Origin of the sequence: Paenibacillus chitinolyticus NBRC 15660, assembly GCF_000739915.1 — a bacterium.
Taxonomy (GTDB): domain Bacteria; phylum Bacillota; class Bacilli; order Paenibacillales; family NBRC-103111; genus Paenibacillus_F; species Paenibacillus_F chitinolyticus.
Map to the genome: position 1 here is coordinate 40,394 of NZ_BBJT01000011.1, position 16,977 is coordinate 57,370.

Annotated in this window: 17 protein-coding genes; 7 read left to right on the forward strand and 10 right to left on the reverse strand. The window is 54.3% G+C overall.

Annotated features, from left to right (window positions below; all coding sequences use genetic code 11):
- Positions 1–98: 98 nt before the first annotated feature.
- The 4 genes from PCH01S_RS22620 to PCH01S_RS22635 all read right to left on the reverse strand — a co-directional run bounded on the left by PCH01S_RS22620 (position 99) and on the right by PCH01S_RS22635 (position 4,164).
- Complete coding sequence (locus tag PCH01S_RS22620; RefSeq protein WP_042233384.1) at positions 99–647, reverse strand: hypothetical protein; 549 nt, start codon at positions 645–647, stop codon at positions 99–101.
- A 118-nt stretch (positions 648–765) separates the two neighbouring features.
- Positions 766–2,289: a DEAD/DEAH box helicase gene (locus PCH01S_RS22625; RefSeq protein ID WP_042233387.1), complete on the reverse strand. Its 1,524-nt coding sequence runs from the start codon at positions 2,287–2,289 to the stop codon at positions 766–768.
- A 152-nt stretch (positions 2,290–2,441) separates the two neighbouring features.
- The gene (locus PCH01S_RS22630) at positions 2,442–3,023 is read right to left on the reverse strand and encodes an RNA polymerase sigma factor (RefSeq protein WP_009676277.1); all 582 of its coding nucleotides are present in this window, start codon (positions 3,021–3,023) and stop codon (positions 2,442–2,444) included.
- Between the two features lie 232 nt (positions 3,024–3,255).
- Positions 3,256–4,164, reverse strand: coding sequence for an alpha/beta hydrolase family protein (locus PCH01S_RS22635; protein WP_042233389.1), 909 nt, complete (start codon positions 4,162–4,164; stop codon positions 3,256–3,258).
- Between the two features lie 139 nt (positions 4,165–4,303).
- Here PCH01S_RS22635 and PCH01S_RS22640 point away from each other — a divergent pair, with 139 nt between their 5' ends.
- Together PCH01S_RS22640 and PCH01S_RS22645 are read left to right on the forward strand one after the other, a co-directional pair.
- A complete protein-coding gene (locus tag PCH01S_RS22640) occupies positions 4,304–4,561 on the forward strand; it encodes a DUF2573 family protein (protein ID WP_042233391.1) in 258 nt (85 codons plus the stop codon).
- 57 nt (positions 4,562–4,618) lie between these two features.
- On the forward strand, positions 4,619–4,867 hold the full coding sequence (locus tag PCH01S_RS22645) for a YkuS family protein (protein ID WP_042233393.1): 249 nt from the start codon (positions 4,619–4,621) through the stop codon (positions 4,865–4,867).
- Between the two features lie 107 nt (positions 4,868–4,974).
- On the opposite strand, the gene PCH01S_RS22650 is transcribed toward PCH01S_RS22645, so the two are convergent.
- Both PCH01S_RS22650 and PCH01S_RS22655 read right to left on the reverse strand, forming a co-directional pair.
- Complete coding sequence (locus tag PCH01S_RS22650) at positions 4,975–5,748, reverse strand: SDR family NAD(P)-dependent oxidoreductase (RefSeq protein ID WP_042233394.1); 774 nt, start codon at positions 5,746–5,748, stop codon at positions 4,975–4,977.
- Between the two features lie 183 nt (positions 5,749–5,931).
- Positions 5,932–6,387: a chemotaxis protein CheX gene (locus PCH01S_RS22655; RefSeq protein ID WP_042233396.1), complete on the reverse strand. Its 456-nt coding sequence runs from the start codon at positions 6,385–6,387 to the stop codon at positions 5,932–5,934.
- 406 nt (positions 6,388–6,793) lie between these two features.
- On the opposite strand from PCH01S_RS22655, the gene PCH01S_RS22660 reads away from it, so the two are divergent.
- The 5 genes from PCH01S_RS22660 (at position 6,794) to PCH01S_RS22680 (ending at position 12,278) form a co-directional block, all read left to right on the forward strand.
- A complete protein-coding gene (locus PCH01S_RS22660; protein ID WP_241688735.1) occupies positions 6,794–7,573 on the forward strand; it encodes a TIGR01457 family HAD-type hydrolase in 780 nt (259 codons plus the stop codon).
- Between the two features lie 247 nt (positions 7,574–7,820).
- Positions 7,821–8,723, forward strand: a complete 903-nt coding sequence (locus PCH01S_RS22665; protein ID WP_042233400.1) for a LysR family transcriptional regulator — start codon at positions 7,821–7,823, stop codon at positions 8,721–8,723.
- Positions 8,724–8,734: 11 nt separating this feature from the next.
- Positions 8,735–9,541 carry a histidinol-phosphatase gene (locus PCH01S_RS22670; protein ID WP_042233402.1) on the forward strand — a complete coding sequence of 269 codons (807 nt, stop codon included), beginning with the start codon at positions 8,735–8,737 and terminating at the stop codon, positions 9,539–9,541.
- 614 nt (positions 9,542–10,155) lie between these two features.
- On the forward strand, positions 10,156–11,136 hold the full coding sequence (locus tag PCH01S_RS22675; protein WP_042233404.1) for a cation diffusion facilitator family transporter: 981 nt from the start codon (positions 10,156–10,158) through the stop codon (positions 11,134–11,136).
- Between the two features lie 143 nt (positions 11,137–11,279).
- Positions 11,280–12,278, forward strand: coding sequence for a zinc-dependent alcohol dehydrogenase family protein (locus tag PCH01S_RS22680; RefSeq protein WP_042233406.1), 999 nt, complete (start codon positions 11,280–11,282; stop codon positions 12,276–12,278).
- Positions 12,279–12,500: 222 nt separating this feature from the next.
- On the opposite strand, the gene PCH01S_RS22685 is transcribed toward PCH01S_RS22680, so the two are convergent.
- The 4 genes from PCH01S_RS22685 to PCH01S_RS22700 form a co-directional block, all read right to left on the reverse strand.
- Complete coding sequence (locus PCH01S_RS22685; RefSeq protein WP_042233409.1) at positions 12,501–13,385, reverse strand: EamA family transporter; 885 nt, start codon at positions 13,383–13,385, stop codon at positions 12,501–12,503.
- A gap of 153 nt (positions 13,386–13,538) precedes the next feature.
- Positions 13,539–14,309: a succinate dehydrogenase iron-sulfur subunit gene (gene sdhB / locus PCH01S_RS22690; protein WP_042233411.1), complete on the reverse strand. Its 771-nt coding sequence runs from the start codon at positions 14,307–14,309 to the stop codon at positions 13,539–13,541.
- 2 nt (positions 14,310–14,311) lie between these two features.
- Positions 14,312–16,084: a succinate dehydrogenase flavoprotein subunit gene (gene sdhA, locus PCH01S_RS22695; RefSeq protein ID WP_042233413.1), complete on the reverse strand. Its 1,773-nt coding sequence runs from the start codon at positions 16,082–16,084 to the stop codon at positions 14,312–14,314.
- Positions 16,077–16,754, reverse strand: a complete 678-nt coding sequence (locus PCH01S_RS22700) for a succinate dehydrogenase cytochrome b558 subunit (protein WP_042233415.1) — start codon at positions 16,752–16,754, stop codon at positions 16,077–16,079. The genes sdhA and PCH01S_RS22700 overlap by 8 nt, the downstream gene beginning before the upstream one ends.
- Positions 16,755–16,977: the final 223 nt, after the last annotated feature.

The window sequence follows — 16,977 nt, forward strand, 5'->3', positions numbered from 1 at the left end:
GTATGACGGTTTACACTATAGCAATTCTTGGAGTCTCGGCTTTTTAGGGGGGTCCGTTCCAAGAGCAACCGGTAAAATGATGAAAAAAAAGTCCCACTCTACCGGAGAGTGAGACCAATCACGACGAAATCGGGATCAAAGCGGACTTCTTTGATATGCACGATGGAAGGCAAATACGAATCCAGCGAAATCGAAACCGGCGCGAGGGATACCAATCCCGGCGGCACTTCGAAGCTCCGTATATGCGTGCCCGTATGCGTTACGGTCAGCTCTTTGCCTGTCCAGGCCAGTTTAAACGTCATCTGCGCCCCGACAGGGACGGTATTTTTCCAAACCAGATTCACATCCGCGGTCAGATTCTCGCCGTTTCGTTTAAAGTCGGCTCCGGTTATCGTTACATCGGGAGATACCCGTGCATGTTTGGCGATCGCCTTTTTGCCGAGCTGATTGAGTTCTTCATCGGACAAGCGGACCTCGGGCTTCTTGCTTCGGATAAGATCCACCAGTTGGCTTTCCAGCGAAAGTTCCGTATAAGCCAGATCAAGCTGCTGCTGAGGTTTGATATACGTTAAGAGTCCCCAGGTCGCCAGCCCCGCCGCAACGGCCAGAACGAGCAGGACCACGATAATACGCCGGATGATTTTCATGTTTATTCCCTCCTTGCCGTAATGACGCGTACCTTCTATTTACCCAGCGGACTCCAAATGAAAAAGCCGGTTCAACCCGAACCGGCTTGGAGTCTTATACGCAATGCTGCAGCTCCGGTTATTTCCCGTCTCCGTCTCTTTTGGCTTTCAGCCATTTCGGCGCGCCTTTGTTCTTGCGGTCCTGGGCCGTCTCCTGCTTGCGGGCGGCCTTGCGCGAAACCGGCTGCTGCGCGGAATCTCCGCGTGCCGCGCCGGAGCGGCCCTCGCCCGCACCGCTGCGGGAGGCTGCGCTCGCGCTGCCGCGTCCCGTTCGGGCCGGTGCACCGCTGCGGCCGCTATCCCCACGGCGATCCGTGGAGAGGCGCTCCCCGCCCGCGCCGGAGGCTCCGCCGCGGCGAGCTCCCGCTTCGCCGCCGGATGCGCTCCGTGCCGTGCCCGAAACGCGGGCTGCGTCGCCCGCGTCATCCCGGCGCGGCGCGCCGCGGAAGCCGCTGCGCGGGCCTTGGCCGGCGTCGACCACCCGGCCCTCGTACATCTCCTTCTCGTCGATGGAGATGCGCAAAGACTTGCGGAACTTGTCGATGATGAACCGCTCCTTCGGAGCGACGATCGAGATCACGGTTCCGCTGCGCCCCATCCTTCCGGTACGCCCTGCACGGTGCAGGTAGTACTCGGCGTTAAGCGGCATGTCGAGATTGATGACATGCGTCACTTCCTCGATGTCGAGCCCGCGGGCCGCGACATCGGTAGCCAGCAGCAGCTGGAACTTGCCTTCGCGGAACGACTGCATGACGTTCGCCCGCTGCTGCTTGCCCGCCTCGCCGTAGAGGGCCTCCACGGACAATCCGAGGTGCTGCAGCTTCGATACGACTTCGGACACGTCGGCCGTCGCATTGACGAACACCATCGCCTTTGGAGGCTCGTACAGACGGATGATCCGGCGGAGCGTGTCGATTTTATTGCGGGCTTCGCAGTTAAAAGCGAGATGCTCCAGCGTGGACGCCGTACGCTGATCCGGGTTGATCCGGATCTCGGCCGGATCATTCATCAAGCTTTCCGCCGCTTGTCCGATCTCCGCGGGAATGGTCGCCGAGAAGAACAGCGACTGCGACGAGCGCTGAAGAGCTTTAAAGATCGAATAGACTTCCTTCATGGAGCCCAGCTCTAATACGTGATCGACTTCGTCCACGACCAGCATGGACACATGATGCACATTCAGCTTGCGGGCCTTAATCAGCTCGTTAATGCGGCCGGGAGTCCCTATAATCAGGTGCGGAGAGCCTTTTTTGAGTTTCTCTACCTGCCGGGCCAGAGCGGCTCCTCCGATCAGAGCTTGGCACTTAATGGGACCGTCGCCGATCAGATCTTCCGCCACTCGCAAAATCTGCATGCCTAGCTCGCGCGTCGGCACGATGATCGCTGCCTGTACACGCTTCGCGTTCACATCGATCCGCTGCAGAGCCGGAAGCAGAAAAGCCAGCGTTTTGCCCGTTCCCGTTTGCGACTGCACAATAGCGTCCCGTCCCGTGAGGATGAGCGGGATTGCCTCGGCCTGAACGGCCGTCGGTCTGCCTATCCCCCGTTCCTTCAACTTTTCCGCCCAGACGGGGGCGATTTGCAGCTGTTCAAAATTGTCGTACATGAAGAACCTCTTTTCTGTATACCGTTGTTGTTTGTCTACATTATACGCGAGGAAGCTCCCGGGAACAAACCGGGGCACACAAAAAAGGATGAGCTGCGGAGCCTGACCGCACTGCCCACCCTGAGCGGCCCTATCCGGCCTGCATGGGGCGCTTATCTGAGAAAATCCCATTCTTCCAGCAGCATTTGCCGGATCGCTTCGCGCGCACGGTACAGACGCTGCCGGATAACGCCTTCCGTCACGTTCATCTCTTCCGCCATTTCCTTGTAAGACATGTTATGAACCACTTTCATGGCGAGAATCTGCCGGTAAGCGGGGCTGAGCTGGTTCACGTAATGGTTGATCGCTTCCTGCATGATCTTCAGCTCAACTTCCTTCTCCAGCGGGGTGCTGCCGGCCTCGTAAGCCGGGGCCGTTTCCCTCAGCGTCAGCGTTATCTCCGAATCCAGCTCGTTGCGGTTGCGCTTATGCTTCTGCAAATAGTTGAGCGTCACGTTGCGTGTCAGCTTCTTGAGCCAGCCTTCATATTTCTCCGTCTCCTTCAGTTGAGGAGCCTTGTCGATCGCGCGGAGAAACGATTCCTGAATGATATCCTCGACTAAATTGTGATCCTGGAGGATGAAATAAATGGTCGGATATACCATCACATGAAATTCTTTATATATTTTTTCCTGAAGGCTTTTGTCCAGGTGGAAATAATTCGATGTAAACAAATGAATCATGTACTTCGACATGAGACATCCCCCTTATGTAAACCATTCCTAAAACTCATATTAGGCTATACCGAAGGAGTTAACAATATTAAACAGCAAAAAAAATCATTATATTTAAAGAAAAAGCTTACATTTCTATCCAAACGTGCTTCTAAGTCTCATTTTGGATAAAATCAGGCGGGATAACGCCATACTACTCACTAAAAAAGGAGATTTTTTTCTATTTAAAATAAGGAAAATCAAGCTATTCTCCTTATTTTTTACTTTTATCCCCTTCTATTTCAATTCTTTTTTGCTCTATCCAGCGGAAAACCTCGTCCAGCGCCACTTCGTCCATTTCCTTCGGAAAACGGTGTTCCAGCCCTTCGTATATGAGCATGGTGTGGTCTTTGCCCGCATGTTCAAGCGCGGCGGCCAGCTTGTGAGCGTGGGAAATGTTGACCTGCGGATCGGCGGTTCCGTGTACGATCAGCACGGGAGACTCGATAAGGTCGGCCCATCTGGCCGGCGACCTGCGGATATACTCATCCGCCTGCTTGAGGGGATGACCGACGACCCGTTTGAGCATGCGCCGCAAGTCGACCCGCTCCTCGTACGTGTCGTGAAGGTCGCTGACGCCGCCCCATACAACGACGGGGCCTACCTCCTCGCAGTCTCTCGCGGCCAGCAGCGCCATAAGCGCGCCGCGGGAGAAGCCGATCATCGAGACCGGTACGGAGGCGACTTCGGGCAGATCCCTCAGCATCAGCAGCCCGTGATACACATCGTACCGGTCCTCTCCGGCAAAGTCCTCGCGCCCTTCTCCCCCCTCGTTGCCGCGGTAGAAGGGCGCAAAAACGACATACCCCCGTCGTGCCATCGAAACGATCCGGCGGATCCGCACCATGCCGACGCGCCGGATGCCTCCCCGGCAGTAGACGACAGCCGGCAGCGGTTCCGCATGATCCGGCACGGCGAGATAGCCTTTGACGCGAAGTCCCTGGGCCGCGTACGTTACGACGTACAGCGAGACGTTTCTCGCGTGCCGGGACAGCAGCTCCCTCTCCAGGAGCCGGCCGTCTTTAAGGCTTTCCGCTTCGTTACCGGCCGCGCGTACGGCAGGCGACAAGGTGACCGGCGAGAGGGTGCTGATTTTTTTCCCCGATTGAATGGATTCCGACATGCTTGTTCAGCCTCCTTGTATGTATATGTCCTGAATGAAGTTACGGACCGACCCGGACCCTTCGTGAAGGAAACTTTACAGTCCCCATGGCTTCCGATAGACTGGAAGTATCTTATTTTCATACGGAAGGAATGATCTTATGAGTCAAGATTTCGAAAACGAGTTTAACGCCCTCGTATCCAAAGCGGCCGAGCTGTTGACCGGGGACGGTTCCTCCGAAATGAGCGAGAAAATAAAAATCTGGGCCGTCTATCAACACTTGCATAAAGCGATGCCCGCCCTCACGAATCACTGGAACGGCTCGCACCCCGACGCCAAAGCGCAAGTCCGGGCCATTTTCGAAGAAATCCGCGATCTCAACGAGCGGCAGAAGGCAAGCCGGGGCAAACCTGAATAAGAAGTCGTCTACGCAGCCACAATAAGCCTGAGATCCCTTATAAAGGAGCGAAGGCATATGTCTAAAATCGCAGTCGAAGACAGCTTATCCAGTGTGAAGCAGGCCCTGCAGAGCAGCGGCTACGAAGTTACCTCGTTGAATCAGGCGGACGGAGCGTCCTGCGTGGTCATTTCCGGTCTGGACCAGAACGTGATGGGCTTCGCGGATGCCACTACCCCCGCTTCCGTCATCAACGCTCACGGCTTAACGGACGAAGAAATCGTCCAGGAAGTCGGCAGAACGACCGGGCAAAACCAGAGCTTCTGATCAGCGTCAACAGTTCCCGGTTTTCTCGCCGCACGTTTTTCCGCATGTTCCGCATGGAACCGATTAAAAAAGCGATTCTCCTGCAGGAGAGCCGCTTTTTTTCTGGGTTATTTCTTGTTCAGCATGCGCTGTGCGGTCTTATCCAGCAGACGTGGAAACAGCGAATACAACTTCGTGCCGATTCCCGCTATAAAAGGCAGATCAATCTCCGCCTTCTCTTTCTCGACCGCGCGAATGATCGCTTCGGCCACCCGCTCCGGCTTCAGCATGAACCAACTGATGTTCTTGACGTAATTCCCCGTAGGGTCCGCCCGTTCGAAGAACGGGGTGTCGATCGGGCCCGGATTAACGGCGCTGAGCCGGACACCGGTTCCCGCCAGCTCCTGGCGGAGCGAGTTTGTCAGGCCGAGCACGGCGTGCTTCGTCGCGGAATATCCGGAGGACTTGGCCGATCCGATTTTGCCGGCCATCGAAGCGATATTGACGATGTGGCCCGAGCCCGATTTGACCATGGCCGGAAGAACCGCTTTCGTGCAGCGGACGATGCCCATGTAATTCACGTCCATCATCTCTTCGAACTGCTCCAGCGGAGCGTCCAGAAACCGTTCGAATACTCCGAACCCCGCGTTATTGACGAGAACGTCAATCCGCCCGTACTCGGCGAAAACTTCGGCGAAAACCCGGTTCACTTCGGCCGTATCCTGCACATCGAGCCGGTACACGCCGCATCCGCCGATCTCTGCCGCCAGCCGCTCCAGCTTGTCCCTCGAGCGTGCCATCAGAACGGGCACCGCTCCACGCTGCGCCAACGCCCGCGCGGTCTGCGCGCCTATTCCGCTGGAGGCTCCGGTGACGACGACTACTTTGCCTGCTATATTCATGGATGTGCTTTTCCCCTTCCGATAACGCTTGTAGGCTTAGTATACCTTACGCGGCTTTTCTTCACCAGACGGAGGCGGGCGTTTTTCCAGAGCTCCCTTTACACCCAATTATCGCTTAAACTCAAAAAAGACCGCTTCTATAGAAGCAGTCTTATCGCGGTTCTCCGGCTCGGTCCGGTTTAGCTAAGCGAGAAGAACCTGAATATCCAATTCTCCGATTCCGTCCATAAGCAAAGGAACCGTCAGCGCTTTCAGTGCATCCACCTCATGGATATCTCCCGTAACGACCTTGGGAGGTGTAATGTCAACCTTGATTCCCTGATTGTACAAAATCGTGCTGGCATTGCCGCTGATCATGTTTCCGAGTTCGGAAATCGCACTGTGTCCCATTTCGTCCAGCTCGGTCAAAATAAATCCGCCCATCATAGCGGAAACCATCCGCAGCGCCGTCGATTCTTCAAAACCGAAGCGTATGTTTCCCTGCATTTGACCGGTCATACCGATTTGTATCCATACATAACGTTCGATAAAGTAAATATCCTTAACAGATAATTTACCGGTAGTCGGACGCACGTTCGCGACTTGTTCGATGACAATCCGCGCGGATTCCAGAAAAGGATTGATGTACTCCGCTTTCATGTGCTCTTTAACCCCTTTACCAACATATAGGAACAAAATTATTTCACAAGGCGTTAAAACCGTTTCTCCGGTTTAGGCACTCATGTCGGATTTTTTTCGAACCAAACTTACACATTTTTCTACATTATATAGTAAAATTCGCTGTCCGTATACTTCTTTTGTCCTATTTTGTCCATGTCGGTTTTGAGTCTTTTTTATCATTGGACCTATAAAGCGGGGCCGAACAGGAAAAGAATCGCGCGGCGGTCCTATTTCCCCTTTCTGAGATTTTCCGGCACCGCGGGGATTGGAGCCAGTCAGTCTTTTACCGGATTAGACGCCGCCGGGCCTCTTTGCACGTCATAAATGACCGCGCTTGTGAGGAAGCATTCCGTTTGGTACGATGAAAGGTGAGGTGAACAATAGCATGCACGGATTTTTGATTGATTTGGATGGCACCCTGTACAAAGGAAACGAAGCCATACCGGGCGCGAAGGAGTTTGTGGATCTGCTCAATAAGAACAGCCTCCCTTACCTCCTTGTGACCAATAATTCGTCCCGCTCCCCGGAACATGTAGCCGGCCATTTAAACGGGATGGGCATAGAAGTCGGGCCCGACCGGGTGTACACGACGGCAATGGCTTCCGCTCAGTATTTGCTCGAACACGGAAGCGGCAATCGCGTCTACTGCATCGGCGAAGAAGGACTGCAGAGCGCTCTGCTGGAAGCCGGGTTCGAACTCACCGACAAGGAGCCGGATTATGTCGTTCAGGGTATCGACCGGCAGTTGAGCTACGACAAGCTGGCGTCGGCGGTCAAGCACCTGCTGGGCGGCGCCCGGTACATCCTGACGAACCCGGATCACCTGCTCCCGTCCGACAGCGGCCTGATTCCCGGAGCCGGCTCCATCGGCGCCCTCATCCGGACCGCTTCCGGCGCCAACCCGGTCGTCATCGGCAAGCCGTCGCCGGTCATTATGAACTATGCCCTGGCCCGGCTGGAGCTGCAGGCGAAAGACACGTGGGTGATCGGCGACAATACCGCAACGGACATCGGCGGCGGGATAGCGGCCGGCTGCCGGACGGCTCTCGTGCTGACAGGTCTTGCCACGGAGGCGAATGTCCGGGAGCACATTTCGAAGTCCGGGAACGAGCCGGATCTGATTTGCCGCGACCTGCCTCATTTTTGGAACAGTCTTATGAAATAGCCCGGCCCGAAAGCCCGAGCATCGGACAACTCCCTTTACTACAGAGAAATGGGAACCTCGCCTTAACAAAGAGGCCCGTTTCTCCCTTCTTTTTGTAACCGGAATTAAAAGGATTCCGCAAAACCGATTGTCATTTATTTACACCCGATCATTTGAACTCTCCTCGGCCTTCCTTTATAATAAAAAGAAAATTAAGTTATCTCGTTATATGTTTCGATAAATTTTACTTATAATCGGAGGGCTGCCCATGAATCTCAATCAATTGGAGACGCTCATCACGATTTCCAAGACGATGAGTTTCCGTAAGGCAGGCGAACTTCTTAACCTGACGCAGCCGGCCGTGTCTGCGCAGATTAGAAGCTTGGAAGAGGAGTTCGGGACGATTCTGATCGACCGCAACCAGCCTGTGACGCTGACGGACAGCGGCAAGCTGTTCCTGGAGCACGCCGAAAGAATCCTCCGCACTGTCGAGGATTTGAAACAACGGCTGGCCGATCTGAGCCAGACTCCCCAAGGCCATATCCATATCGGGACGACCACGTCCATTGCCATGCAAATTTTACCGCGAGTGCTGTTTTATTTTCAGGATCAGTTCCCTTTAATCAAAACCACCATTCATTCCATGACCTCTTCGCAAATTATGGCCAGTGTCGACAACGGCAGTGTAGATATCGGAATTTCGTATCTCTACGAAAAGTATCCGTCTCTGGAGGCTTCCGTCCTGTATTACGACACGTTCGAGCTCATCGTATCCACCAGTCACCCGTTAAGCCGGTACTCTCACATTTCCATCGAGAAGCTGCGCAATCTGCCCTTTATCATGCTATCCCCGGAAACGGCGGGGCGCCGATTCGTCGATCAGGTGTTCAAAACGTACGATATCAACCCCCAAATCGTGATGGAGCTGTCGAGCAGCGAGGAAGTAAAACGGATGGTCGAGCTGAATCTCGGCGCCGCTATCATCTCGAAATTGTCTGTCGTCAACGATCTCGACCACGGTACGCTGAAAATGGTGAAAGTAGACGAGTTAGATATCACTCATCCCGTCGGCGTTGTATACAAATCCGGCCGCTACCTCAACTCCGCGATGCACCAGTTCCTGCAGGATTTGAAAGGAATGCCGGAAACCCAATTTCTCGGTTCCGAATAGGAGGGCTACTTATGAAATTCGATCTTCATACGCACAATGAAAGATGCGGGCATGCAACGGGGACCATCCGTCACTACGTAGACGCGGCGGTGGATGCGGGCTTGTCCGTGATCGGCATCTCCGATCATTCCCCTTATTTTTACAGCGAGCAGGACCAGTTGTTTCCCGGAATCGCCATGGCCAAAAGCGCCTTCGCCGCCTATGTGGAAGAAGTGCTCGGCCTGAAGAAAGAATATGCAGACAAAATCGAAGTGCTGCTCGGCGTCGAATCCGACTTTTTCCCGGAGCATCTGGACCTGTACCGTTCCATGTATGAGAAATACCCGTTCGACTATATTATAGGTTCGGTCCACCTGTCCGGCGGCGTCAGCATTTTTAACAAGAACCGGTGGAAAGGGCTTGACGACGCTGAGCATATCGTCCATAAAGAGACCTACTACGATCTGATCCAGCAATCGGCAAGAGCCGGATTGTTTCAGATACTGGGTCATATCGATGCGATGAAAGGATTCTATCCCGCTTTCTCGGACATTCCGACACCCAAAGTGGACGAAACCTTGAAAGTCATCGCGGATGAGGATGTGGCGATCGAAATCAACACTTCCGGCAAAACCAAAACCGTAGGCGGGTGGTATCCGTCCGATCTTATTCTGGAACGCGCCCTCCATTACGGAGTTAAAGTCACTTTCGGCTCAGACGCTCATGTTCCCCAGCGTGTCGGCGACGACTTCGAACTCGTAAGCAAACGACTGAAAGAAATCGGGTTTAAAGAATGGTGTTTCTTCCGCAATAAAGAACGGGTTCTCGTTACCCTGTAATACCGTCGCATTTCATAAAAAGACATAAGAAAACCGGCCGTCAATCGGCCGGTTTTGTTTAATTCCGGGAGCTGTGATTCCGGATGATCCGTAGGAAGTCGACCCATAAAGCCGAAAGTTCCCTGCACGCGTCATCGGGTCGGACTGCTTGAAATAGCTTCGCCGTCCCAACGGAGATCATACGGGAAAAATACGTCTGCAAGATCAGGTACAGTTCCAAACAGGATGCATCGTGCTCATACTGCGGTTTCCGGATACATTGCGGCGTAAGCGGCAAGTCTCCAGACAAAAAAAGCAGGCTTACCAACGGGGTAAGCCTGAAACGTTGTATATTAAAAAGGGGGTCTTGGTTATTATAATACCTCCCTTACATTATAGGAACGTAACAGAAATATTTCATTTATGTAACAAAATTGAAAGCGTTCTCTAAAATTCCGACGGCAACTTCCCCGGTTTCGTCAGCATTCGCCTATAAAAAATCCGCTTTTGCTTTTTCATAGATCAGCCGTTGCAGGATTCCGGGACGTGACGTATAATTCCAACAGAACAACCTAGTGAAACGTCTACTATCGTCCGTTCGTCCATATAAAAAAGCCGGAAAGCAGGTATAAGCCATGACCGATTTTCACCATCTTGACCATGTGAAAGAACAATCCACGTCCAAGCGTACGCTGTGGATTACCCTTCTCCTCACCTTATTTTTCACCATTGTTGAAGTTGTCGGGGGGATTATGTCGAACTCCCTCGCCCTGCTCTCGGATTCCGCGCATATGATCTCAGACGTCATTGCGCTCGGACTCAGCATGACCGCCATTTACCTCGCCTCCCGGAAACCTAACAGCCGCTATACATTCGGCTTTCTGCGGTTCGAAATCATTGCCTCTTTCCTTAACGGGCTTGCCTTGGCCGTGATCGCCATCGGAATCCTTATCGAGGGAATCAAGCGGTTTTACGAGCCGCAGAACATTGATTTCAAACTTATGCTCATCATCTCCTCCATCGGGTTCGTGGTCAATCTGGTGCTTACGCTGGTCCTGCACCGCAGTATGGAAGAAGAGGAGAATCTCAATGTCCAGAGTGCCTTGTGGCATTTTATCGGAGACCTGCTCAGTTCCGTAGGGGTCATTATTTCGGCGATTATCATTTATTTTACGGGAATGCTGTGGTTCGATCCTTTGATCAGTATCGTAATCAGCTGCATTATTTTCATCGGAGGCAGCCGGATCATTAAGGAATCTTACCTCATTCTGATGGAATCCGTTCCCGCCAAGTTCAATCTGGAGGAAATCCGCCGCGATATCGGCAATGTCGAAGGGGTCGAAGATGTGCATGAAATGCACCTCTGGGCGATCTCGACGGATCATTACTCTCTGACCGCACACGTTTTTATCGACGACAAAATCCAGCCGTTCTGTATCATCCTCGCCATTAACGAAACACTGAAGGAAAAATACGGCATTACGCATTCCACCATTCAGATGGAGCATGCGGGTATTCATCCTCACGGCGAATACGGCCGGGAATTTCTCAAACACCGGGAAGAGAAGCATCAGGAAGATTCTCTGATTCCCGTCCAGAAACAAGCCATGACGTGAGTCGAATTGGCGCGCAAACACCGGAATCCCCTGCAAGGGTTCCGGTGTTTTTCGCTTTAGCCGGGCTTGTACCATTCTCGTGCCGGGTGTTTTATAATGGAACTAATGTACCCATACCAGTCAACCTATCGGAGGTGCTCCCCATGAAAGCAGTTCTTCTCGAAACATTCGGCGCACCGGAATCGTTCTCCATCGGAGAAATTCCGACCCCCGCCGTCCGGCCCGGACACGTGCTTATCCGTGTCGCCGCCAGCAGCGTGAATCCGATCGACGCACGGATCCGCCAAGGCCTGATGCCGAATCTCGCTCCGCCTGCTCCCGCGGTCCTGCACGGCGATGTAGCGGGCACCGTCGAAGCCGTGGGCGAAGGCGTGACGAAGTTCCGGCCCGGCGACGAAGTGTACGGCCTTGCCGGCGGCTTCAAGGGCTTCGGCGGCGCACTCGCCGAATACATGCTGGCCGATGCGGAGCTCATCGCCCGCAAGCCCGCCTCGCTCTCGATGAGCGAGGCGGCTGCCCTGCCCGTCGTGGCGCTCACCGCCTGGCAGGGCCTGTTCGACCGGGCGCGGCTTCAGCCTGGCCAGCAGGTTCTCGTGCATGCCGCCGCTGGCGGCGTCGGCCACATCGCGATCCAGCTCGCGAAATGGGGCGGCGCCGACGTCTTCGCGACGGCATCCTCTGGCGCGAAGCTGGACATCGCTTCGCGGCTGGGCGCAGACGGCGTCATCGACTACCGGACGGAACCGGTAGAAGATTACGTCCGCAGATGCTCCGATGGCGGCCAAGGCTTCGGCGTCGTGTTCGACACGGTCGGGAAAGACAACCTCGACCGTTCCTTCGCCGCCGCGCGCACAGGCGGCCATGTCGTCGCCATCGCCGCCCGCTCCACGCATGATCTCAGCCCGCTTCATGCGAAGGGGTTGACGCTGCACGTGGTGTTCACCGTGCTGCCGCTTCTGACCGGCGTCGGCCGCAAGCACCAGGGCGAGACGCTGGAGCGTCTGGCGCGACTGGCAGACGAAGGCCATCTGCGCCCGCTGCTGGACGAGACGCGGTATACGTTCCGGGACGCGGCGGGGGCTCACCGCCGCCTGGAGTCGGGCAGCGCGATCGGCAAGGTCGTGCTGACGAACGACCTGTAAGGACGTGCCCGCGGTTGCAGGCCGAGGCTGCGGGCAGCAGACGCCAGATGCAGCGAATGAGCTGTTGCGGCGATGCGGCGAAAATAATTTTCCATCCCCGCGAGCCGCAACCTTCCTTTCATAAAGATAAAGTTCCTCCTTGCACAGAAAAGAGCCGAAACGCTTATGCGTTCCGGCTCTTTATCTGTTTTTATTAGCGAGAGCCGAGCGGCTGCAGCCCGATCAAATCGGCTTAAGCTCTCCGGCTTTTCCTCTCCGCAGGTGAGGATATGCGATTCCGAAAAGGATGAGCAGGACACCCGCCCACTGCACCAAAGATACGCTTTCCTGGAGTACGGATGCCGAAAGCACGACAGCTACAGGCAGCTCGGCCGCCCCGAGAATGGACCCCAGACCCGTACCCAGCTTCGGCATGCCGTAGTTAAAGCATACGGTCGGAATCACGATCCCGAATACTCCGACGAGCAGCGCATATTTCCAGAGTCCCTCTACAAGCGCGCCGTTCCATATAAAACTCGGCGTATGATAAACGAATACGAGAAGAAGACCTCCCATATTCATCATCAAGGTCCGGTTGATAGCCGGAACTTCCGTGCTCACCTTGCCGCTGAAATAAATAAAACCGGTGTACGTCACGGCGGACAGCAGGCCAAGCACCACTCCGATTACAGGTAAATCGATGGAGCCGAGATCGGCCACGCCGGATGCCAGCCCCGTTCCGATCAGGAGCAGCACGAGGGAGACCGCCTTCGCTCGGCTCGGTCTTTTACGTTCCAGCACTGCTTCCAGAATGACGCCGATCCAGGTGAACTGGAACAGCAGCACGATGGCGATGGAGGCCGGAACCGTCTGCAGGGAATTGTAATATAAAATGCCGGTCGAACCGGTTGTCAGGCCTACCATAAGCAGAGGCACCCATTGCCCCGGCTTCATTTTATGGCGGGAGAGCGTCAGAACGAGTACGAGCGAGATCAGCGTGCCGAATAAGTTTTGGGCGCCTACCACCTCACCCGGCTCGAAACCCGCCTCATACGCGAATTTAACGAACGTAGAGAGCATCCCGTAACTGCATGCTCCCAGGAATACCAGAATAATGGCTTTCCACATGATGTTGGTCCCCTTCTCTCTTTCTGAACTTAACGCGTGGAACGCTTTATTTCATTAGCATGCCGCAGGTTTTCTTTTCATAACAAAAGCACTTCCGCGCGGAAGTGCTGCGCGGAAGTGCCGTATATTTCATAATATGCCAGGTCGGTGTGCTTACATGCCCAACCATTTTTTGAACAGACGTTTCGTGGTGTCCTTGTTCATTTCCGCGATGGAAGTCGTGAGCGGAATGCCTTTCGGACAGGAACGCACGCAGTTCTGCGAGTTACCGCAGCCCTCGATGCCTCCGTCTTCCATCAGCGTATCGAGACGCTCGTCCTTGTTCATTTCACCTGTAGGGTGAGAGTTGAACAGGCGGACTTGGGAAACCGCGGCAGGACCGATGAAGCTTGTCTTCTCGTTTACGTTCGGGCAAACTTCCAGACATACGCCGCACGTCATGCACTTGGAAAGCTCGTAAGCCCATTGACGCTTCGATTCCGCCATACGCGGTCCGGGACCCAGATCGTACGTACCGTCGATCGGAATCCACGCTTTCACTTTCTTGAGGGCGTTGAACATCCGGGTGCGGTCGATAACCAGGTCTCTTACGACCGGGAACGTACGCATCGGTTCTACGCGGATCGGCTGTTCCAGCTTGTCGATCAAGGCAGCGCAGGCTTGACGCGCTTTGCCGTTGATGATCATGGAGCAGGCGCCGCATACTTCCTCAAGACAGTTGGACTCCCAGCAAACCGGAGTCGTTTCGCCGCCGTCCGCTGTTTTCGGATTGCGCTGGACTTCCATCAAAGCGCTGATCACGTTCATATTCGGACGGTAGGGGATTTCAAACTCCTCTTTGTAAGGAGCCGATTCCGGGCTGTCTTGACGGGTGACGATAAACTTGACCGTTTTGCTTGGTACTGCAGTTTGCGCTTCGGCCATGATCAATGCCCTCCCTCTTTCTCTTTCTTCTTCTTGTCCGTAGTGTAATCGCGTTTACGCGGTGCGATAAGCGATACGTCTACGTCCTCGTATTCGATAACCGGGCCTTCAGGAGTCCACTTGGCTTTGGTGGTCTTCAGGAAGTTATCGTCATCGCGTTCCGGGAACTCCGGCTTGTAGTGAGCGCCGCGGCTCTCGTTACGCAGAAGAGCGCCCAGCGTCATCGCTTCGGAAAGTTCGAGCATGTTCCAGAGTTGTCTCGTGAAGGCGACACCCTGGTTGTTCCAGCGGGCCGTATCCGTCATGTTGATATTCTGGAAACGTTCTTTATATTCTTTAATCTTGACGATCGTTTCTTCAAGATTCTTGTTGTAACGCACGACAGTCATGCTCGAAGTCATCAGCTCGCCGAGCTCTTTATGGATGACGTAAGCATTTTCCTTGCCGTCCATTTTAAGCAGGCTTTCATAACGATCGGTGTGCTTCTGCTTCTCGCGGTCGAACATAGCGGTGGACATATCTTCCACGTGCTTGTCGAGACCTTGGATATATTCGATTGCTTTAGGACCCGCCACCATACCGCCGAAAATAGCGGATACGAGGGAGTTCGCTCCGAGACGGTTCGCTCCGTGAACGGAGTAATCGCACTCGCCTGCTGCGAAGAGGCCCGGAATGTTCGTCATTTGGTTGTAATCGACCCAGATGCCGCCCATCGAATAGTGGACCGCAGGGAAAATCTTCATCGGAAGCTTCCGCGGGTCGTCGCCTGTGAATTTCTCGTAAATTTCGATGATACCGCCCAGCTTAACGTCCAGTTCTTTCGGATCTTTGTGAGACAGATCCAGGTAAACCATGTTCTCACCGTTGATGCCGAGCTTCAGGTCGTTACAAACGTGGAAAATTTCACGGGTCGCGATATCACGCGGCACCAGGTTTCCGTAAGCCGGATATTTCTCTTCGAGGAAGTACCAAGGCTTGCCGTCTTTATACGTCCATACGCGTCCGCCTTCACCACGCGCGGATTCGGACATCAAGCGAAGCTTGTCGTCGCCCGGAATCGCGGTCGGGTGAATCTGGATGAACTCGCCGTTCGCGTAGTAAACGCCCTGCTGGTACACGGCGCTTGCCGCCGTACCAGTGTTAATAACGGAGTTCGTTGTTTTACCGAAAATGATCCCGGGACCGCCGGTCGCCATGATGACGGCATCGGATGAGAAAGTCTGCACTTCCATGTTGCGCAGATCCTGAGCGGCAATACCGCGGCAAACGCCGTCGTCGTCGATAACCGCGCCGAGGAATTCCCAGTGCTCGAACTTCGTTACGAGTCCCGCTGTTTCGAAGCGGCGGACCTGCTCGTCGAGCGCATACAGCAGCTGCTGGCCTGTCGTAGCGCCGGCAAATGCCGTACGGTGGTATTTCGTGCCGCCGAAACGGCGGAAATCCAGAAGACCTTCCGGTGTCCGGTTGAACATAACGCCCATCCGGTCCATCAAGTGAATGATGCCGGGAGCCGCGTCGCACATCGCCTTAACCGGCGGTTGGTTGGCGAGGAAGTCGCCGCCGTATACCGTATCGTCAAAGTGCTCCCAAGTGGAGTCGCCTTCACCTTTCGTATTAACCGCACCGTTGATGCCGCCTTGGGCGCACACGGAGTGGGAACGTTTTACAGGAACCAGGGAGAAAAGCTGTACGGGCACACCCGCTTCCGCTGCCTTAATGGTTGCCATCAGGCCGGCCAGACCGCCGCCGACGACAATTACTTTTGAATTAGCCATTGCTGGTCACCCCTCCGATCATTCCGCTAACGACAGGAAGCTCCTGAAATTGCGGGTCTTTAAATGCTACGAGAGATGCGATGAACATTACGGACATGACAAGGAACAAGCCGATCCAGATATAGGAAGATACGCGTTGGGCGCGTGGGCCCACCGTGATGCCCCAGCTGACAAGGAACGACCACATGCCGTTTGTAAAATGGAAAGACGCGGCGATAACGCCGATTACGTATATGGTCAGCAAAAGAGGCTGAGATACGATGTCATGCATCGTCTGTCCTAAGCGTTCATGCTCTACGTTGCCGATTGCCACTTGAAAACGCGTTTCAAAGAAATGCCATGCTACGAACAGGAAGGTAAGAACCCCCGTGATCCGCTGCCATAAAAACATCTGATTGCGGAAATAGCCGTAACGGCTTACGTTGTTGCGGGCCGTAAACGCTACGTACAGGCCGTAAACGGCATGGTACAGGAGCGGAATCCAGATCCCGACGATCTCGAGCACAAGCACGAGCGGCAGGCTGTTCAGCCAGTTGATTTGATCCACAAACGCTTCGGGTCCCTTAGTTGCTTCAAAGTTGGTAAGCAAATGCTCGATCAAGAAGAAACCAACCGGAATAACGCCAAGCAAGGAATGCAGCTTGCGGTTAAAATACGAGTTCTTGCCCATTAGTGATGCTTCCCCCCTCAAATTTTCGCCTCGACATGATACGTCTCGACAATTCCAGACAAAACCAAATTCCATTGTACTCCCCTGTCCGGGGACCGTCAACCGCCAAAAAAGGCACACTCATCGCTTTTTCCTGCCTCGGATTAGCGACAATGGGCCGAATTTTTTGTGAACAACTGGTGACATATACATCGTACCTCTTTATCGCTTATAATGGAATTGC